Genomic DNA, 18472 nt, shown 5'->3' on the forward strand with positions numbered 1-18472 from the left:
CGCCGGACGATCAACGATTGAGGGACAGAGCATGATCGACCGGCGACAGTTCCTGGGCAGCTCGGCGGTCGGGCTGCTCGCCGCCGCGCTGCCGGCGGAGGCGGCACCGGGCGCCGATGACGCGGCGCTCGCCGCGCTGCTCCAGCGCCACAGCGAGGCCTATCTGGCACGCTCGCCCGAGGAGGCGACCGCCAACGACTTTGATTCCGGAGCCCATACGGCGCTGCGCTACCGGCTCGACGATCGGTCGATGGCGGCGCGCGCCGCCGACCGGGTCGCGATCCGCGTCGCGCGCGCGCAGCTCGCCGGGATCGACCGCGCGCGCCTGTCGCCGCGGTCGGCGCTCGACCATGACGTCGCGCGCTTCGTCTACGATACGCTCGACGATCTCCTGGCGCGCTACGGCTATGTCGACGGCAACCTGCGCCCGAGCCCTTATGTCGTCAGCCAGATGAACGGCGCTTATTATTGGCTGCCCGACTTCATCGGCAGCCGGCATCCGATCGACGACGCCACCGACATCGACGCCTGGCGCGCGCGGCTCGCGGCACTGCCGGCCGCGCTCGATCAGGAGACCGATCGCATCCGCCACGACGCCGCGATCGGGGTCGCGCCGCCGGGCTTCGTCATCGCCAAGACGGTGGCGCAGATCCATGCGCTGCGCGACGCCCCCCCGCTCGAGTCCGCGCTGCTCGCGCCGGCGCTGGCGCGGATCCGCGCCAAGGGGCTGGGCGACCGCGACGACGCCGCGCTGGCGGTGTTCCGTGACGCGATCGCGCCGGCGCTCGACCGGCAGGCCGCCGCGCTGGCGGCACTGGCGCCACGCGCGGTCGATACCGCCGGCGTGTGGCGCCTGCCGGACGGCGAGGCCTATTACGCCGCCGCGTGCCGCGCCAATACCACCGCCGCGCTCACCCCGGCCGAGTTGCACGAGACCGGGCTCGCACAGTGCGCGGCGCTGGCGGCGGAGATCGACGCGAGCCTGCGCGCGCAGGGCCTCAGCCACGGCACCGTGGGCGAGCGGATCGCCTCGCTCAACGCCGACGCGCGCTTCCGCGTCTCCGACGACGACGCCGGCCGCGCGCGGCTGCTCGCGATCGCCGACACCGCGCTGCGCCGGGTGATCGAGCGGCTGCCGCGCGCCTTCGGCAACGTCGCCGTCGACCCCATCGTGGTCCGCCGCATCCCGGTCGCGATCGAGGGCGGCGCGCCGGGCGCCTTCTACAGCGAGGGGAGCAAGGGCGAGCCCGGCGTCTTCTCGCTGAACCTCAAGACCCCCGCCGAGCACACGACGTGGCGGCTGCCGACGCTCGCGCACCACGAGGGCGTGCCGGGGCATCACTTCCAGTACAGCGTGCTGGCACACAGCCCGGCGCTGCCGCTGTTCCGCCGCATGGTGCGCTTCTCCGCCTATACAGAAGGGTGGGCGCTCTACGCGCAACAGGTGGCCGACGAGCTCGGCCTCTTCGAGGACGACCCGCTCGGGCGGATTGGCTATCTCCAGTCCGAGCTGTTCCGCGCCGCGCGCATCGTCGTCGACACCGGCATTCACTACAAGCGCTGGACCAAGGAGCAGGCGGTCGCCTGGATGGTCGAGCACGCCGGCGAGCAGCCGCTCGCGACCGAGCGCGAGGTCACGCGCTACTGCGTGTATCCCGGGCAGGCGTGCAGCTTCAAGGTCGGCGCCAACCGCATCGTCGCCGCGCGCGAGCGCGCGCGGGGCGCGATGGGCGCGCGCTTCGATATGCGCGGCTTCCACGACCTGGTGCTGCAGTCGGGCCCGGTCCCGCTCGCGGTGCTGGAACAGGCGGTGGCGAGCTGGTCGGCGGCCTGAGCCCTGATCCCCAAGCTCGCCGACACCTGCCGCTCAGCGCGCCGCCACGTCGATCGCCCCGCTGAGCGCGTGATCACGTGAGCTGCCACCGACGAAGACCTCGGCGCGGCCGCGATGGAGTCTCCAGCCGCCCGCCGCCTCGTCCCAAGTCGACAGGTCGCGCTCGGTGAGCGTGAAGTCGACCGTCTCGGCCGCGCCGGGTGCCAGCGTGACCCGCGCGAAGCCCTTGAGCTGCTGCGGCGGCTCGCCGCTCCCGGGTGCCAGCCCGACGTAGAGCTGCGCCACCTCGCTGCCCGCGCGCGCGCCGACGTTACGCACCGTCGCGCGCACCCGCCAGCCGCCGTTCGGCCGCGGCGTGACACTGAGGTCGTCGTAGCGGAAGCGCGTGTAGGACAGCCCGAAACCGAACGGATACAGCGGCGCCACGCGCTGCTGGTCGTACCAGCGATAGCCGACCAGCAGGTCCTCGTCGTAGCGCACCGTCGTACCGACGCCGGGATAGCGCTCGGGCCGATCGGTCGGCCCGCTGGTCATGTCGGCGGGGAAGGTCACCGGCAGCTTGCCCGAGGGGTTGGCGCGGCCGGTCAGCAGCGCGGCGATCGAGTCCGCGGCCTGCTCGCCGGGGTACCAGGCCGCGACGATGCCCGCCACGCGGTCGCGCCACGGCATCAGCACGGGACCGACCGTGTGCAGCACGACCACGGTGCGCGGGTTGGCCGCGGCCACCGCGGCGATCAGCGCGTCCTGATCACCGGGCAGGCGCAGGTCGGTACGGTCGGCTCCCTCCGAGACGTGATCGGCGACGAACACCACCGCGACGTCGCTCGCGCGTGCCGCGGCGACCGCCTCGTCGATCAGGGCGGGGTCGGGCACCTGCCAGCCGAGCCGCAGCTCGGTCGGCGAGAGCGTCGGCGCGTTGCTATAGTCGAGCTGGAAGCGGACCGGGACGCCGGCGCGCAGCTCCGCCACACCGTGGGTGGCAAGACGAAAGCTGTTCTTGGGCACGGTGGCGACACGCCGCCCGTCGATCGTCAGCCGCGCGTCGCCGCCGCCGTCGAGCGAGAAGCGGTAGGTTCCCGTGCGCGGCGGCACGATCTGCCCCTCCCAACGCGCCGACCAGGTCTTCGGCAGCCCGGCCACCCCCGCCTCGGCATAGTCGATGCGCGGCTCGGCGCGCGTGACGAGCGCGGTACCCTGTGGCGTGGCGCCGGCGAAGTAGCGCGCGGTGAGCCCGCGGAACGCGCTCGCTGGCATCGCCGGCAGTGCACCGATGCCGAGCGTGCCGCGCGCGTAGCGTACCCGCGTTCCGGCGGGCAGCGCGGCGCGGATCGAGTCGAGCGGCGCGCGCGGGTGTACCGCGTCATTCTTGACGAACCCGCCGTAGCGCTCGGTGGTCTGAACGTTGGCGCCGGCGTCGTCGCCGATCACCGCGATCGAGCGCAGCGTACGCGCCAGCGGCAGCACGCCGCGCTCGTTGCGCAGCAGCACACTGCCCTGCTCGGCGATCTCCTGCGAGAGCGCGAGATGCGCCGGCGTGCGCGCGTCCGCGGCGCTGCTGCCGCGGATCGGCCGGTCGACCAGCCCGAGCCTGAACATCGGCGTGACGATGCGCGTGACCATCGCGTCGATGTCGCCGCGCGAGACTGCGCCGCGCGCCAGCGCCGCGCGGAGCGGCGCGCCGTAGAAGTCGGCGAAGCCGAACGGGCTGGCGCCGCCGGGCATCGAGATGTCGAGCCCCGCCTTGGCCGCGGCCACGGTGCTGCGATGCGCGAAATACCAGTCGGCGACGACGAAGCCGTCGAACCCCCAGCCCCGCAGCGTTCTCAGCAGATCTTTGTTCTCGCACGCATAATGGCCGTTCACGCGATTGTAGGCGCACATGATCGAGCCCGCCCCGGCACGCGTCACCACCGCCTCGAAGGCGGGCAAATAGATCTCGTGCAAGGCGCGGGCGGAGACGCGCGCGTCGATCGCCTCATAGGCCGGCGCGTCACCCAGACGGAGCCATTCCTGATTGTTGGCGGCGAGATGCTTCGGCGTGGCGATCACCCCCTGCGCCTGGATCCCGCGCGTGATCGCGGTGCCCAGCGCCGCGGTGAGATAAGGGTCCTCGCTCAGCGTCTCGGCGGTGCGCCCCCACAGCGGCGTGCGGATGATGTTGATCGTCGGTGCGAGCACGACGTTGCGCCCCTTCGCGGCATGCTCGGCACCGAGTGCGGCGCCATATCGCTCCATCAGTGCCGCGTTCCACGTCGCCGCGCCCATGATCGGTGCCGGGAACTGTGTGACCTGGGTCATGCCGTTGCCGACGCCGGCTGGCCCGTCGCCCATGCACAAGGCGGGCAGGCCCAGCCGCGGAATGCCGCTGACATGGCCGACGCAGGGGTTCACCCCGGTGCCATTGGCGTCGAGCGTGGTGTCGCCCTCGAGCAGCGCCAGCTCCTCCGCCTCGGTCATCGCGGCGACGATCAGCCGCGCGCGCTCGGCGGCCGGTCGGGCGCGGTCGGCCCAGGGGCGCGGTTCCCCCGCGGTGGCGGCGGTCGCGGCGGTGAGCGCGACGAGCGCGACCGCGCGCCGCCGGAGCTGGACGGGGCGGGTCAGAACCGCACCGTGCCGGCGAGCGTGACGGTGCGCGGCCTGCTGATATAGAAGCCGTCGGGGTACACGCCGGGCACGATCTCGTTGTAGTTGATCGGCGTGTTATCGTCGAACAGGTTGGTCACGTTGAGGTTGAGCGCCCACGGCCCGCGCGAGACACCGGCGCGCAGCCCGACCAGCCAGTAGGAGTCGAGCGCGCGGTAATTGGCGATCGCCGAGTTGAACTTGGTCGCCATCGACCCCTGGTAGCTCGCGTCGGCGCCGACCGTTCCCTCCAGCCCGGCGTCGCCGATCGGCGCGCTGTAGGAGAAGCCGGCCGAGCCGGTCCACTCGGGCACGTAGGGCACGCGGTCGCCCTTGCGCCCGGTGGCGGGGACGGGATTGTCCTCGCTCAGCTCGGCCAGGCTGTAGTTGAGCCCGAGGTTGAGCTGCAACCCGGCGGCCGGGCGCGCGTCCAGCGTCAGCTCGGCGCCCTTCACCGACGCTTTGCCGCCGTTGCCGGTGAACGGGAAGGAGACGGTGCCGTTGCTGGCCTGGTCGGTCACCTGGATGTTCGACCAGTCGATGTAATAGAGCGCGCCGTTGAGGTAGAGCTTGCGGTCCATCAGCGCGGTCTTGAGCCCAACCTCATAGTTCCACAGCGAGTCCGAGCCGTAGCCTGCCGGGATCGACACGTTGGCGAGTTCGGCGGCGGTCTGGTCGTTGGTGCCGCCGGAGCGATAGCCCTGCGCCACCTGGACATAGGCGTTGACCTGCTCGTTGACCTTCCACGCCAGGTTGAAGCGCCCGATCAGGCCGCTGTCGCTCGTCTTGAGCAGCGGGCCGGGCCCCGCGCCGGTGCCCCCCCCGGCGCTCACGATCGCGACCGAGCGCTGCTCCAGGTTGAAGTCGAAGAGCCGCGCTCCGACCGTCAGTGTCAGGTTCGGCACGAAGGCGTAGCTCGCCTCGCCGAACAGTGCTTTCTCCTTGATGTCGGTGCCGACGGTGCGATCGAGCAGCAGTCGCGAGCTGGCGTCGATCACCCCCTGCGCGTTCACGGTCGGCCAATAGCTGCGATAGTCGCGGTTCTCGTCCTGGTAGAAGCCGCCGAACAGCAGCTGGAACGGGCCGCCGAAGTCGGAGGCGAAGCGCAGCTCGGCGCTGTCGACGCGGCGGTGCTTGACCTGGCGCAGCAGCGAGCGGCCGGCGCCGTCATACGGCAGGCCGAAGAATGCCTGCGCCGCCAGCGAGGCGTCGCGGTTGAAGTCGGTGTCGCGCACGAAGCGCGAGCCCGTCGCGGTGACCGTGCCGAACGGCCGCGTATAGGTCAGCGTCGCGTTGTAGATCTCGCTCTCGTCGTCGTAGGGCGCGCGCGCCACATCGGCCTGCTGATAGCGGTAGCCGGTCAGCGGGGTGCCGGCGAAGTCCTCGCGATTGTAGAAGTTCTTCGCGTCCTGATGCACCTTCTGGTACATCGCCATGCCGTCGAGCGTGAGATCCGGCGTGATCTGAAGCCGGGCCTGCAGCCGTCCGGCCTTGCTCTTCTCGGCGTTGGCGCCTTCCTGGAAGCGGTTGTCGATATAGCCGGGCAGATCGGCGTAGAAGCCCGAGGCGCGCACGGCGAGCACGCCCGCGATCACCGGTATGTTGATCGCGCCGTCGGTCTGAAAGCCGAGGTCGGCGCCGCGCGTCGCGCGCAGGCCCGATTGAACGTAGCCGGTCCAGCGATCCAGCTTGGGCTTGGCGGTGATGTAGCGGATCGTGCCCGCCATCGAACTGGCCCCGAAGGTGGTACCCTGCGGCCCGCGCAGCACCTCGACGCGATCGATATCGAACAGCTTGATGTCGGGCGCCTGACCCGAACCGTCCTGCGCGTTCTCGCCGGTGATCACGGTCTCGTCGAGATAGAGACCGACGGTACCGGCACCGTTCGAGTTGATGCCGCGGATGACGTAGCGCTTGTCGCCCGGCCCCTCGTCCTGCACCGACAGGCCCGGGACGGAGCGATAGAAGTCGGCGAAATCGACCGCGCCGCGCGCCTTCAGGTCGTCGCCGCTCAGTGCCTGGACCGAGATCGGCGTGTCCTGCACCGTGCTGGCGACGCGCTTGGAGGCGGTGACGACGATGTCACCCGCCGCGGCGCCAGCGCTCGGCTCGGTCTCGACGGTGGCGTTCTGCGCGTCACCCGTCGCGGGAGACTGCTGCGCATGCGCGGGGGCGGCGAACAGCGCTGCCGCCATGGCTGCGCCGCTGACCGATAAAGAGAAAGCGATGATGTTGGGACAACGCATGGAAATCCTCCCCTGCAAGGGTTGGTAAGAGTACGATGCCCGCCTGCGGACGCTTCCGACGTGTGAGCCGTCGGTGAGCGTGAGATCATGATCTATCTTGGCTGCGCTTCCTGCAATGCGGCAGCGGCGAGGACTTCGTTGCGCCGCGCACAACATTGTCGCGATAAGGTATCGTTATCGCGAACGGACGAGTGTTCCTAAGTAAGTGCAAGATAAAGCTAGCATATCTGAGTGTTACGGCACGCGCGTTGACTGAGATGTCCGCGGCTGATCACTCCGGCAGCGCCGCGATCGCTTCGATCTCGACGAGGAAATCGGGCAATGCCAGCGCCTGCACCCCGATGAAGGTATTGGGTGCGGGCGTCGCCTCGCCGTAGAAGGCGCCGACCTCCTGAAGCACGATGCCGAGCTTGGCCGGCTCGTGGTCGACCACATAGGTGCGCAGCCGCACGATGTCGGCCGCGCTCGCGCCCGCCGCCTCGAGCACGGCGCGGAGGTTGGCGAGCGCCTGGCGCGTCTGCGCGGCGAGGTCGCCCGCGGCGACGTTCAGCTCCTGGTCCCAGCCGACCTGGCCGGCGAGGTGCAGGGTGCGACCACCGTGCTGCACCGTCGCGTGGCTGAAACCGAACTGCAGGCTGTCGTAGAGCGCGGGCGGGTTGAGACGTTCGATCGGCATGAGATCTCCTGGGTCTGGAGCGGACAGGGCGGCGATCAGTCGACGATCTCGAGCTGATGGCCGAAAGGATCGAGCACGTAGAGGTTCTTGTGGCCGGCGAGCGGGCCGGCATCGATCACGATCGTCTCCATCACCGTGCAGCCGTGCGCCGCCAGGTAGCGCGCCGCCTTGTCGACGTCGTCGACGCGCAGGCCGAGGTGATGACCGCCGCGGTCGCAGTTGCGCGGCAGCTCGGTGCGGCGATCGTCGGGCTTGTCATATTGCACCAGCTGGAAGTTCAGGTTGGGGGTGAGCTTCAGCATCGCCAGCGTCAGCCGCGCACCGGGTACGTTGACGTGCGACGCCATCCAATCGCGGCCGTCATCGCCGCGCGGGATATCGGCGGCGTCGAGCGGCCCCATGCGGAACAGCTCGGTCGCGCCGAACACCTCGGTGTAGAAGCGCACCGCCGCGTCAAGGTCGGGCACGGTCCAGGAGACATGGTCGGCCTCGATGAAGAGCGGGCGATCGTGGTCGGCCATAAGCGCATACTCCTGCTGGTCGCGTCTGGCGGGGAGTGTGCGGGCCCGACCGGGGGCGGACAAGCGCGCGCGGGCGACGACTTCGTTGCGTCAGCGACAACCCGCCCCGTGGCGTCAGCGCAACCCGCCCCGTCGCGTCAGCGGTCACCTACCTCGCCGACGCTCGCGATCGGCACCGGACGGACCGGGAAGCGCGGCGTGAAGCCGCCGATCGCCTCGGGCGCGACGTCGGTCCGCTCCGCCAGCAGCCGCAGCACCGCCGCCTCGCAGCCGCGTCCCTGGCACAATCCCATACCCGCGCGCGTGACCAGCTTGAGCGCGCTCGCGTCGGACGGCGCCGCGATGCCGCCGGCGGCGGCGAGCAGCTGCGCGCGGGTAACATCCTCGCAGCGGCAGACGATCGTGTCATCGCCGGCCAGGCGCGTCATCACCGCGCGTGGGTCCGCGACGGCGTCGAGCAGCGCCGCGAAGCCGCGCAGGCGGGCGAGCCGACGCCGCGGCCCCGCCGCCGCGCGCCCGGCAGCGGCCGCATCGATCCGCCGGGCGTCGCGCGCGACCGCGATCCCCGCGAGACGCCCCTCCTCCAAAGCGGCGGGCGCGCCGGCGACGCCGGTGGTCTCGCCCGCGACGTACAGGCCGGGCACGTCGGCGCGCTGCCACGCGTCCGCCACGGTGGCCCAGCCACCCGTGCGCTCGACCCAGCGCGCGGTCGCGCCGAGACTGCGCGGCAGGTCGGCCTGGGGCAGGAAGCCGTAGCAGAGACCGACGCGGTCGCAGGCGATCGCCTCACCCGCCTCGCCCGGCACGCCGACGCGCGCGGCCACGACCTCGTCGCTGCCCTCGACCGCCAGCACCGTCCGCCCGAACTGGATCGGCACGCCGGCACGGCGCAGGCGCGCGTAGCTCGCCGCCGCCGCGGCCAGCGGCGCAGCGTGGCGCAGCGCGGCTCCGGCATGGCCGGCGAGCGCGTGTGCCACCGCGCCGGGCGCCTGCGCGAACAGCAGCGCCGCGACGGTGCCGCCCGCGGCGACGAGCTGATCGGCCAGGATCAGCTGCAGCGGGTGCGTGCCCGCGAGCACGAAGCGCTCGCCCGGGACCAACCGCTGGCTCTTGACGAAGGCCTGGATCGCGCCCGCACTCATGACGCCGGGCAGCGTCCATCCCGGCAGTGGCACCGGCAGGTCATAGCAGCCCGCCGCCACCAGCAAGCGCCGCGCGGCGACCCGGCGACCCGGCGCGCCGTCGGTGGGCACCGCGATCAGCGCGAAGCCCGCCGCGTCGCGCAGCACGCCCGCCACCGAGGTGCGCCCCAGGAAGGTGAGGCCGGGCAGCGCCTCAGCGCGCGCGAGCTGCCGCTTCAGCGCGCGATAGCCGCGACCGTCCAGCCAGCTCGCCACTGTCATCTCGTATGGTGGCTGGCGCAGGATCTGCCCGCCCATGCGCGCCTGCTCGTCGAGCATCACCACCGACAGCCCGGCCCCCACCGCCTGCTCGGCCGCCGCCTGCCCCGCCGGGCCGCCGCCGACGATCGCGAGGTCGTAGCAGGGTTCGCTCACGCCGCACCGTCCCGCGTCGTCACCCGCTGCCCCGGTGCCGCATCGACCAGGCAGGCGCGCACCCGTCGCGGCTCACCGTCGCGCTCGAGCAGCACGAGGCACTCGCAGCAGGTTCCCATGTTGCACCACAGGCCGCGCGGGCGGTCGTGGCGATCACGACGGAAGGCGGCGTGCCCGGCCGCGAGCATCGCCGCGGCGATGGTCTCGCCGGGGTGAAAAGACACGCATGCGCCATCCACGATGATCTCGCCGGCCACGCCCCGCGCGGTATCCGCCACGCGCGCCATCACGCCAGCATCGCGTTGAGGTGCGCGAAGCGCGCGGGGGCGACCAGTGCCATCGCCTCGGCCGCGTCGCCCACGGACCGGCCGAGCATCTCCGCGCTGACCGCGCGCGCGAGCGTCGGGCCGAGCGTGAAGCCCGATCCGCCGGCGATGACGAACAGACCGGGGCGGCCCGGCACCGCGCCGGCGAGCGGCAGCTGGTCGGCGGTGATCGCGACCACCCCGGTCCAGGTGCGGATCAGGTTGAGCGCGCCGACTTGCGGCACCGTCGCCGCCGCGACCGCGAGATTGCCGGTGAGCGAGTCGGCCAGCACCGTCGGCGCGCGCGCGAGATCGAACCCGTCTCCACCGCGCGCGAGCCGTGATGGCCAGCCGCCGCCGATCAGCACGTTGCCGTCATGCGCCTGCTTCATCGACAGGCGGCGGCCGACGTGCTGGACGAGGTGCGGCAGGAACGGCGCGACACGCTCGGTGACGTTCATCTGCAGCCCGATCGGGAAGACGGGCAGGTGCACCCCCGCGAGCGCGCCCACCGCCATGGTCCACGCCCCTGCCGCGATCAACACGCTCGCGGCGGCCACCTCCACGTCGGCGGCGCCGCGCCGCAACGTCGCTCTCCACCCGCCCGACACCGGGACGAGTGCGCGCAGCGCCGTCCGGGGAAGGTAACGCGCGCCCGCTGCCCCCGCGGCGTCCGCGAGCGCGCGCGTGACTAGGCGGGGGTTGGCGTGGCCCTCGTCCGCGAGGAAGCTGGCGGCCCGCACGTCGTCCGCCAGATAGGGCGCGATCGCCCGCGCCTCCGCGCCGTCGATCAACCGGGTCGGCAGACCCCAGCGCGCTTCCAGCGCTGCCTTGCGCTCGAGCAGGCGCACCTCATCGTCGCTCTGCGCCACCATCAGCCCGCCGTGCATCGCGACATCGAGACGGTCGTCGCCGAGCGCCGCCGGCAGGTCGCGCCACTCGGTCACCGCCAGCCGGCTGAGCGCGACGGTGCGCGCGGCCTGGTCCGCCAGCGCCTCGCCATGTTCCAGGAAGCGCCGCTCGATCTGGAAGTGCAGCGACCCGGCGTTCTGCCCGGAAGCGCCGGCGTTGAGCTCGCCGCGCTCGACCAGCAGCACGTCGGTGCCCCCGCGCGCGAGGTGCCACGCCGCCGCGCACCCGATCAGCCCGCCGCCGATGATCAGCACGTCGGCGGCGTCCACGCGCGTCAGGCCTTGCCGAGCGCCGCCAGCGTCGCGCCGATGCGCTCGCGCGCCTCCGCGGACACGTCAAGCAATGGCGGGCGAACCCCGCCCAAGGGCATGCCGCGCGCGGCGAACCCGGCCTTGAGGATCGCCGGCCCCGAGCCGAAGCGCCCGACCAGCTCGGGCGTGTACCAGTCGGTCAGCACGCGGCGGTCATTGCGCCCGCACGCGCGCGCGCCCTCGACGTCGCCCGCCCACAAAAGGTTGTAGAAGTCGGGGTGGTCGCGGCCGAGCACCGCGCCGGCGCCCATCGTGCCGTCCCCGCCGCGCGCCTGGAGCAGCGCCAGGCCATGCTCGTCCATGGAGAAGCCGAACACGCGCACCTTCTCCGACAAAGCGAAGAAGGTCTCGACGAAGCGCGCCAGGTTGCTCGTCGACTGTTTGATCGCCACCACTCCGTCGAGATCCGCCAGCCGCTCCAGCAGCTCCGCCGACATATCGATACCGGTGCCCGGAGGCCAGTTGTAGACGCAGATCGGCAGCGGGGAGGCGTCGCTCACCGCTTTGTAGAAGCCGAGGATCTCGTCCTCGCGCGGGCGGATGTACGGCGGCGGCGTCACCAGGATGCCGTCGAAGCCGGCGGCGTGGGCGTGGCGCGCGAACTCCACCACCTCGTCCGGCGTGAACCAGGTGCAGCCCGCGATCAGCGGCAGCTTGCCGCGCATCTGCGCGCCCGCCGCGTCGAACAAGGCCTTTCGCTCCTGCGGCGACAGGCTGGTCCACTCGCCCGTCGTCCCCGCGAGCACCAGCCCGTGCATGCCCTCGGCGTGGAGCCACTCGAGATAGCGGCCGAGCGCGCGCGTATCGAGCGCCAGCTCGGCATCGAAGGGGGTGACGATCGCGGGTATATAGCCCCGCCAGCCGACCCGCGCCCGCTTCCCGGTGTCTGCCATCACGCATCGCTCCCCTGTGCCACCGACGCAGTTGTCATCGCGGCGCCCGCTCGTGCAATCGCCGCCACGCGGTGTTTTCATTGCGTCTCGCGCAACAAAGCGTCAGCATCGTGTCCGGAGGAGCATGGCATGGCGGACCTGGGGCTGCGGTATCTGTTCGAGGCGGCGCAGGCGGGCACGATGCGCGCCGCCAGTGACAAGCTCGACATCGCGGTCTCGTCGATCAGCCGGCAGATCGCGCAGCTGGAGGAGGAATATGCGCTGCCGCTGATCGAGCGCGGGCGCCGCGCCATCCGGCTGACCGAGGCGGGGCGCGTCGCGGTCGAACATTATCACGCGCAGCTGGCGCAGGAGGAGACGTTTCGCACGCGGCTGGGCGACCTTCGCGGCGTCCGTTCCGGGCACGTGCAGATCGCGGTCGGCGAGGGCTTCCTCGGCCAGTCGCTGACTAGCCTGTTCGACGAGTTCCAGCAGCGCTTCCCCGCGGTGCGCCTGACGATCCTGACGCCGTCGACGGCGGAAATCGTCAGCATGGTGCTCGAGGACGAGGCGCATGTCGGCCTGATCTTCCAGCCGCCGATGGAAGCGAAGATCCGCCTGCGCGGCTCGGCGCGGCAGCCGCTCAAGGTGATCGTCGCGCCGGGCCACCCGCTCGCAGAACGGCGCGGGGTCGAGCTGCGCGACCTTCAGGGCCATGCGCTGTGCCTCGCCCCGAAGCAGTTCCGACTGCGTCAGATCCTCAGCCTGGCCGAGGCGTCGCAGCGGCTCTTCCTGGAACCCGTGATGACGAGCAGCTCGATCCAGATGATGCGCGCCGCGGCGCTGTCCGGCCATTATGCCACCGTGCTGCCGTCGATCTCGGTGCTGGCCGAGTTGCGCGAGGGATCGCTGCGCGCGGTGCCGCTGCACGATGAGGGGGTGGAGGAGACCGCGATCGGCCTGATCACGCGCAGCGGCCGCCAGCTCGAGGGGGCACCGCTCAAGATGTTGGGTGTGCTCGAGCGACAACTTCGTCAATGGACCGACGACGAGGCGGGCGCGGCCGACGTTGCGTCCAGCACGACATGAGCGCGCACCCATCGCAATGCTGGTGTGGCTAGCCTGGCTGCTCGCCGGAAAGGAGCGTAGCGCCATGGACGAACCCGACAGCCCGCCCTCGGGGGGCCTGCACCGTCGCCACCTGCCGCTGCTCCTGCCCTTCCTGTGGCAGGTCGGCGGCGTGCCCTGGGCGAACGGCGTGGCGTGGCGGCCGTGGCACATGCCCTTCCTGCTGCTGTGGGAGCTGGCCGGCGTGGTGGTCGCCAGCCTCGCCATTGCCCTGGTCTACCGGCTCGACGCCGCGGCGGCGCCGCGATGATCGCCACGGCGCTTACGGTGGTGGTGGTGGCGGCGACGATGCTGGGCACCGTCGCCTACGGCCGGATGCAGGCGCGCGCGCGCACGATCAGCGAATGGGCGATCGGCGGGCGCAGCCTGGGGCTGCTCGTCTTCTGGTTTCTCAACGCGGGCGAGATCTACACCACCTTCGCGGTGCTCGGCATCTCGGGCTATGCCTGGGCGCACGGCGCGCCCGCGACGCTGGCGCTGTGCTCGGTCTCGCTCGCCGCCGCGATCGGCTATTGGCTGACGCCGCGGATCTGGCGCAGCGGGCGCGTCAGCGGGCTGATGACCCAGGCCGACTTCTTCGCGCATCATTATCGCTCGCGCTGGCTCGGCATCCTCGTCGCGCTGGTCGGGATCGCCGCGTTGGTGATCTACGTGCAGATCCAGATCACCGCGCTGGGGCTGGTGCTGCGCGTGACGCTGGGCGCCGTCGATCCCGCCACCGCCGCCGCGCTCGCCGCGGCGGCGATGCTGCTGTTCGTCTTCTTCGCTGGCCTGCGCTCGGCCGCTTTCGCCGCGGGGGTCAAGGACGTGCTGATGGTGCTGCTGGTCGGCGGGCTCGCGCTCACCGTGGCGCGCGAAGTCGGCGCGAGCTCGATCGCCGACCTGTTCCGCCGCGCCGAGGCGATGGCGCCCGCCGCCGCGACGCTGCCCGGGCGCGACCCCGCCGCCGGGTTAGGCGTCACCTGGCTGATGACCACCGCGATCAGCGTCGCGGTCGGCACCTATATCTTCCCCCACATGTTCCAGCTCTGCTACGCCGCCGACGCCGCGCAGACGCTGCGCCGCAACGCGATCTTCCAGCCGCTCTACTCGCTGTCCTACCTGTTCATCATCCTGCTCGGCGTGGCCGCGCTGGTGGCGGGCACGCGTCCGCCCGCCGGCGACGCCAACGCGGTGCTGCTGCAGCTCGTCACCGACCGCTATCCGGCCTGGGTGACCGGGCTGTTCGGCGGCACCGCGGCGCTGCTCGCGCTGGTACCGGGTTCGGTGCTGCTGCTGACCATCGGGACGATCTTCACGCGCAACGTGGTGCTGCCGCTGCGCCCCGTGCTGGACGAGCGTGCGCAGCTGCTCGCCTCGCGCGCGGCGATGGTCGCCTTCGCCGCGCTCGCTGCCTGGCTCTCGGTCGGGCCCAACCAGTCGCTGGTGACGATCGGGCTGACCGCTTACGCCACGATCGGCATGCTCGCACCCGGCGTCTATCTCGCCTTCCTGCGCCCGGGCGTACCGGCCGTCGCGCTCGGCGCGGGGCTGGCGGTGGGCTATGCCGCGATGCTGCTTCCCAGTCCGCTGTCGGCTTGGGCGGCGACGACCGGGTTCGACCTCGGGCTGACGGCGCTGCTGCTCAATGGCGCGACGGTGCTGGTGCTCGATGCCGCGCTGCGCCGCGGCCGCGCGCCGCTGGCGGTCGCGTGAACCGGCGCGAGCTGCTGCGGCGCGGCGGTGCCGGCCTCGTCGCGCTCGGCGCGTATCCCGGCGGTGCGGCGGGCGCGACGACGTCGGTGCTGCGCGAGCCGGGATGCGGGCCGATCCGCGGCACCAGCGACGGAACGGTGGCGCGTTTCCTCGGCATCCCGTTCGCGCGCCCACCGCTCGGCGCGCTGCGCTTCCGCGCGCCGCAGCAGGCGCCACGCTGGCGCGAGCCGCTGGCGGCGCTGGCCTATGCGCCCTCGCCGATCCAGCCCGGCTCGATACCCGAAGACCCGAGCGTGCCGCTGCCGACCTCGGAGGACTGCCTCTATCTCAATGTCTGGGCGCCCGAGCGGCCCGGGCCGCACCCGGTCCAGGTCTGGGTGCACGGCGGCGGCAACGTCACCGGCTCGACACGCTTCCCGGTGTTCGACGGCAACGGCTTCGCGCGCGCCGGCGTCGTCTGCGTCACGATCACCTATCGCACCGGCTGCTGGGGCTTCCTCGATCTCGAGGAGGCGCTCGGCGCGGCCTATCACGACAGCGGCAACAACGGCCTGCGCGACCAGATCATGGCGCTGTGCTGGGTACGTGACAACATCGTGGCGTTCGGCGGCGACCCGGCGCGGGTGACGCTGGCAGGGCAGAGCGCGGGGGCGAAGGACGTCGTCTCGCTGCTCACCGCGCCCGCGGCACGCGGCCTCTTCGCGCGCGCGATCGTGGAGAGCGGCGGCGGTCACACCGTGGCCGATCGCGGCCGGGCCGCCGAGCTGACGCGCCGCGTCGCCGCCGCCGCCGGCGTCGCCCCCGCCGCGCTGCGGGAGCTGCCCGCGCGCGCGCTGCTCGCGGCGCAGACCGCGGTGGTGGCGGCGTACCCCCGCAAGTATCCCTTCCGCGCCGTGGTCGGCGGCGCGCTCCTCCCGCAGGCGCCGCTCGCCGCCATCGCTGCCGGCACGGCGCGCGACGTGCCGCTGCTGCTCGGCTGGAACCGCGACGAGGTGGCGTTCTGGGGACCGCCCGCGCCCGGCGCGGAGGCCGTACGCGCGGGCGAGCTCGCCAACCTCGATGTCGCCGCCTTCGCGCCGGTCTACGCGCGCTACGCGGCGCTCGTGCCCGACCCGCTCGCCCGCCGCTACGCCGCGGTGAGCGCGGAGGAATATGGCATACCGACGATCCGGCTGGCGGCGGCGCAGGCGCGCGCGGGCGGCACGGCCTTTCTCTACCGCTTCGACCTGCCGCTCACGACGGGCGCGCGCCGCGGCTACGCCATCCACGGCGCCGAGCTGCCGCTCACCTGGGCGCGGCTCGACGACCCCGCTTCCGCGGTCTACGGCCCGGTCGGCGCGTCGGCGGAGCGGCTGTCGGCGGCGATGCACGCGATGTGGCTGCGCTTCCTGCGCGGGCGGGCGCCCGCCGCGAACTGGCCGAGCTACGATGTGCGCCGGCGCGCGACGATGCGGCTCGACGCCGTGCCGCGCGTCGTCGACGATCTCGCCGGCGCCGAGCGGCGGCTCTGGGACGGCGTGCTGTGACGTGCCCGCTCAGCGCGGGCGCATGTCCTCGGGCCAGGGCACCGCGCGAGCGCGATCGAGGTCCATGCAGACCAGCACCACCTCGCCGCGGAAGCGCTGCTCCCCGCCGCAGCTGACCTCCACCCCGATCGTCGCGGACGAGCTGCCGACGCGCCGCACCGACAGCGCGAGATCGAGCTCGTCGCCGAGGCGACTCACGGCGACGAACTCGGCGCTGAGCGACACCGTCGGCACCCCCAGGCGTCGCGTCGCGTGCATCTGCGCGAAGCTGGCGCCGAGCGCGGCGAAATAATCCTCGACCGCGGCGTTGAGCATCTCGAAATAGCGCGGGTAGAAGACGATGCCGGCGGCATCGACGTGCGCGAAGCGTACGATCTGGCGCGACACGAAGCTCATCGATCCTCCTCGCCCGGCTCGCGCTCGGCGGCGATCGAACTCTTCACCAGCGCGAGCAGCCGATAGAGCGTCGCCAACTCGTCCCGCGGCACGCCCGCGAGCATCGCCTGAACCCAGCGATGATGCGACTCGGCTAAGGTACGAAAGTGCGCGCGCCCTTGCTCGGTGAGCGCGACGATGCTGGAGCGCGCGTCGCCGCTCGCCTGGCGGCTGGCCACCATCCCGTCCTGCTGCAGCTGTCGCACCAGTGCCGTGACGTTGCCGTTGGAGACCAGCAAAGCGCGCGACAACTCGCTCATCGTCATGCCCACGGGCTGACGGTCGAGCGCGGCGAGGACGTCGAAGCGCGGCAGCGTGGTGGCGTGGTGCGCGACGAGGCGGCGGCGGAGCCGCTTCTCCATGACCGTGGAGCAGCTCAGCAGCCGCAGCCACACGCGCACGTCCATCTGCTCGGAGAAGGCGCCGTCGTGCTTCTCGCGCAGCTCGCTCACGCGACGTCGTCCAGATTGGCGTGAACGCGACCGAGCAGGTCGAGCAGCTGGTCGAAGTCGCGTTCGCTGAGGCCGCGGATCACCTGCTCGTACACCGGCGCGCTCGCCTCGCGCGCGGCCGCCAAGCGGCGCTCTCCCTCGGGGCTGAGCGACACCTCGGTGACTCGCGCATCGTCGGCACTGTCACTCACTGCGACCAGGCCGGCGCTTGTCATGCGTTGGATGATGCGGGTCATGGTCGAGAGCGGGATCACGGCCGCGTCCGCGATGTCACGCACGCCGCGCGGCGCACGTTCGCCCAGGATCATCAGTACGCGCCAGGAAGGGATATCGAGGTCGATCGTGCGCAGGCGCGCGCCGATCACGCCATTGTAGCGGGAGACCATCCGATTGAGCAGGTAGAAGGGATATCGCTCCACCTGGAAGGCGGCGGTACCAGGATTGCCAAGCTGTCGGTTGTCCACGTGCGCCCTCCCCGAGCGGGCCTTATCGGGGCCTCGACCAGGCCGCAACGCACGATCCGAATTTAATTGCATGTGCACGTTTCTCGTGACAGGCTCCCTCCCACGTCGTCTTCCAGACCATCGGAGAAGATCGCATGTCGCATGCCGTGCTCGCCGACCTTGCCGCCGCGCTCCAGCGCGGTTCGATCCGCACGATCGACCTGACTCAGCCGCTGTCGGAGGACACGCCGGTGCTGATCCTGCCCGACCCGTTCGGCCAGACTGCGCCGTTCAGTCGGCAGGAGATCTCGCGCTACGACGATCGCGGCGTCGCCTGGCACTGGAACAACTTCACGGTGGGCGAGCACACCGGCACGCACTTCGACGCGCCGGTACACTGGGTGACGGGCAAGGACCTGCCGCGCAACACCGTCGACACGATCGCGCCCGAGGACTTTGTCGCGCCGGCGGTGGTGATCGACGTTTCCGCCGCCGCGTCGGCCGACCCCGATTATCTCCTCACCGTCGCCGACATCACCGACTGGGAGGCGACACACGGCCGCATCCCGCCGCGCAGCTGGGTGCTGCTGCGCACCGACTGGTCGAAGCGCGACAGCGACGCCTACACCAACCGCCGCGACGACGGCGCGCACACGCCGGGGCCCTCGGCGGAGGCGGTGCGCTTCCTCATCGAGGAGCGCGACGCGCACGGCCTGGGCGTGGAGACGATCGGCACCGACGCGGGGCAGGCGCACCTGCTCGATCCCGCCTATCCGGCGCACACGCTGTTCCACGGCGCCGGCCGCTACGGACTGCAATGCCTCGCCAATCTCGATCGATTGCCGCCGACCGGCGCGGTGGTGATCGCCGCGCCGTTAAAGATCGCGGGCGGATCGGGCAGCCCGCTGCGGGTGCTCGCGCTGGTGGCGGGCTGAGAC

The 18472-nt window shown here is 72.0% G+C and carries 17 protein-coding genes; 6 read left to right on the plus strand and 11 right to left on the minus strand.

What is annotated here, in order from left to right:
- Positions 1–31: 31 nt before the first annotated feature.
- On the plus strand, positions 32–1834 hold the full coding sequence (locus tag FHY05_RS03080; protein WP_221190946.1) for a DUF885 family protein: 1803 nt from the start codon (positions 32–34) through the stop codon (positions 1832–1834).
- A gap of 33 nt (positions 1835–1867) precedes the next feature.
- On the opposite strand, the gene FHY05_RS03085 is transcribed toward FHY05_RS03080, so the two are convergent.
- The 8 genes from FHY05_RS03085 to FHY05_RS03120 all read right to left on the minus strand — a co-directional run bounded on the left by FHY05_RS03085 (position 1868) and on the right by FHY05_RS03120 (position 11876).
- A complete protein-coding gene (locus tag FHY05_RS03085; RefSeq protein WP_183942905.1) occupies positions 1868–4291 on the minus strand; it encodes a beta-glucosidase in 2424 nt (807 codons plus the stop codon).
- Between the two features lie 140 nt (positions 4292–4431).
- The gene (locus tag FHY05_RS03090) at positions 4432–6702 is read right to left on the minus strand and encodes a TonB-dependent receptor (protein WP_183942906.1); all 2271 of its coding nucleotides are present in this window, start codon (positions 6700–6702) and stop codon (positions 4432–4434) included.
- Positions 6703–6973: 271 nt separating this feature from the next.
- Positions 6974–7378: a RidA family protein gene (locus tag FHY05_RS03095; protein ID WP_183942907.1), complete on the minus strand. Its 405-nt coding sequence runs from the start codon at positions 7376–7378 to the stop codon at positions 6974–6976.
- A 35-nt stretch (positions 7379–7413) separates the two neighbouring features.
- Positions 7414–7899 carry a VOC family protein gene (locus FHY05_RS03100; RefSeq protein ID WP_183942908.1) on the minus strand — a complete coding sequence of 162 codons (486 nt, stop codon included), beginning with the start codon at positions 7897–7899 and terminating at the stop codon, positions 7414–7416.
- A 137-nt stretch (positions 7900–8036) separates the two neighbouring features.
- A complete protein-coding gene (locus FHY05_RS22380) occupies positions 8037–9455 on the minus strand; it encodes an NAD(P)/FAD-dependent oxidoreductase (protein ID WP_183942909.1) in 1419 nt (472 codons plus the stop codon).
- Positions 9452–9742 (minus strand): 2Fe-2S iron-sulfur cluster-binding protein, encoded by a 291-nt coding sequence (locus FHY05_RS03110; protein ID WP_183942910.1) that lies wholly within the window; start codon positions 9740–9742, stop codon positions 9452–9454. Before FHY05_RS03110 ends, FHY05_RS22380 begins: the two co-directional genes overlap by 4 nt.
- Positions 9742–10941: an FAD-binding oxidoreductase gene (locus tag FHY05_RS03115; protein WP_183942911.1), complete on the minus strand. Its 1200-nt coding sequence runs from the start codon at positions 10939–10941 to the stop codon at positions 9742–9744. The genes FHY05_RS03110 and FHY05_RS03115 overlap by 1 nt, the downstream gene beginning before the upstream one ends.
- 5 nt (positions 10942–10946) lie before the next feature.
- Complete coding sequence (locus FHY05_RS03120; protein WP_183942912.1) at positions 10947–11876, minus strand: dihydrodipicolinate synthase family protein; 930 nt, start codon at positions 11874–11876, stop codon at positions 10947–10949.
- A gap of 129 nt (positions 11877–12005) precedes the next feature.
- Here FHY05_RS03120 and FHY05_RS03125 point away from each other — a divergent pair, with 129 nt between their 5' ends.
- The 4 genes from FHY05_RS03125 (at position 12006) to FHY05_RS03140 (ending at position 16204) form a co-directional block, all read left to right on the plus strand.
- Entirely contained in the window at positions 12006–12944 is a 939-nt protein-coding gene (locus FHY05_RS03125) for a LysR family transcriptional regulator (protein WP_183942913.1), read from the plus strand.
- A 64-nt stretch (positions 12945–13008) separates the two neighbouring features.
- Positions 13009–13233, plus strand: a complete 225-nt coding sequence (locus FHY05_RS03130) for a DUF3311 domain-containing protein (RefSeq protein ID WP_183942914.1) — start codon at positions 13009–13011, stop codon at positions 13231–13233.
- Entirely contained in the window at positions 13230–14678 is a 1449-nt protein-coding gene (locus FHY05_RS03135) for a sodium:solute symporter (RefSeq protein WP_221190947.1), read from the plus strand. The genes FHY05_RS03130 and FHY05_RS03135 overlap by 4 nt, the downstream gene beginning before the upstream one ends.
- Complete coding sequence (locus tag FHY05_RS03140; RefSeq protein ID WP_183942915.1) at positions 14675–16204, plus strand: carboxylesterase/lipase family protein; 1530 nt, start codon at positions 14675–14677, stop codon at positions 16202–16204. Before FHY05_RS03135 ends, FHY05_RS03140 begins: the two co-directional genes overlap by 4 nt.
- Positions 16205–16213: 9 nt before the next feature.
- On the opposite strand, the gene FHY05_RS03145 is transcribed toward FHY05_RS03140, so the two are convergent.
- From FHY05_RS03145 to FHY05_RS03155, 3 genes are read right to left on the minus strand one after another with little or no spacing between them, the layout of a single operon-like run.
- Positions 16214–16600, minus strand: coding sequence for a thioesterase family protein (locus FHY05_RS03145; RefSeq protein WP_183942916.1), 387 nt, complete (start codon positions 16598–16600; stop codon positions 16214–16216).
- The gene (locus FHY05_RS03150; RefSeq protein ID WP_311732355.1) at positions 16597–17091 is read right to left on the minus strand and encodes a MarR family transcriptional regulator; all 495 of its coding nucleotides are present in this window, start codon (positions 17089–17091) and stop codon (positions 16597–16599) included. Before FHY05_RS03150 ends, FHY05_RS03145 begins: the two co-directional genes overlap by 4 nt.
- On the minus strand, positions 17088–17555 hold the full coding sequence (locus FHY05_RS03155; RefSeq protein ID WP_311732356.1) for a MarR family transcriptional regulator: 468 nt from the start codon (positions 17553–17555) through the stop codon (positions 17088–17090). The genes FHY05_RS03150 and FHY05_RS03155 overlap by 4 nt, the downstream gene beginning before the upstream one ends.
- 134 nt (positions 17556–17689) lie before the next feature.
- Between FHY05_RS03155 and FHY05_RS03160 the strand changes: the two genes are divergently transcribed.
- Complete coding sequence (locus FHY05_RS03160) at positions 17690–18469, plus strand: cyclase family protein (RefSeq protein WP_183942918.1); 780 nt, start codon at positions 17690–17692, stop codon at positions 18467–18469.
- Positions 18470–18472 lie beyond the last annotated feature (3 nt).

Origin of the sequence: Sphingomonas sp. BK580 (genome assembly GCF_014194975.1) — a bacterium.
Lineage (GTDB): Bacteria > Pseudomonadota > Alphaproteobacteria > Sphingomonadales > Sphingomonadaceae > Sphingomonas.

Excerpts from the sequence above, each read along its gene's own strand:
- FHY05_RS03160 (WP_183942918.1), top strand. The coding sequence starts at position 17,690 with ATGTCGCATGCCGTGCTCGCCGACCTTGCCGCCGCGCTCCAGCGCGGT.
- FHY05_RS03080 (WP_221190946.1), top strand. The coding sequence starts at position 32 with ATGATCGACCGGCGACAGTTCCTGGGCAGCTCGGCGGTCGGGCTGCTC.
- FHY05_RS03085 (WP_183942905.1), bottom strand. The coding sequence starts at position 4,291 with ATGACCGAGGCGGAGGAGCTGGCGCTGCTCGAGGGCGACACCACGCTC.
- FHY05_RS03120 (WP_183942912.1), bottom strand. The coding sequence starts at position 11,876 with ATGGCAGACACCGGGAAGCGGGCGCGGGTCGGCTGGCGGGGCTATATA.
- FHY05_RS03130 (WP_183942914.1), top strand. The coding sequence starts at position 13,009 with ATGGACGAACCCGACAGCCCGCCCTCGGGGGGCCTGCACCGTCGCCAC.
- FHY05_RS03095 (WP_183942907.1), bottom strand. The coding sequence starts at position 7,378 with ATGCCGATCGAACGTCTCAACCCGCCCGCGCTCTACGACAGCCTGCAG.
- FHY05_RS03145 (WP_183942916.1), bottom strand. The coding sequence starts at position 16,600 with ATGAGCTTCGTGTCGCGCCAGATCGTACGCTTCGCGCACGTCGATGCC.
- FHY05_RS03110 (WP_183942910.1), bottom strand. The coding sequence starts at position 9,742 with ATGGCGCGCGTGGCGGATACCGCGCGGGGCGTGGCCGGCGAGATCATC.
- FHY05_RS03090 (WP_183942906.1), bottom strand. The coding sequence starts at position 6,702 with ATGCGTTGTCCCAACATCATCGCTTTCTCTTTATCGGTCAGCGGCGCA.
- FHY05_RS03100 (WP_183942908.1), bottom strand. The coding sequence starts at position 7,899 with ATGGCCGACCACGATCGCCCGCTCTTCATCGAGGCCGACCATGTCTCC.
- FHY05_RS03125 (WP_183942913.1), top strand. The coding sequence starts at position 12,006 with ATGGCGGACCTGGGGCTGCGGTATCTGTTCGAGGCGGCGCAGGCGGGC.
- FHY05_RS03135 (WP_221190947.1), top strand. The coding sequence starts at position 13,230 with ATGATCGCCACGGCGCTTACGGTGGTGGTGGTGGCGGCGACGATGCTG.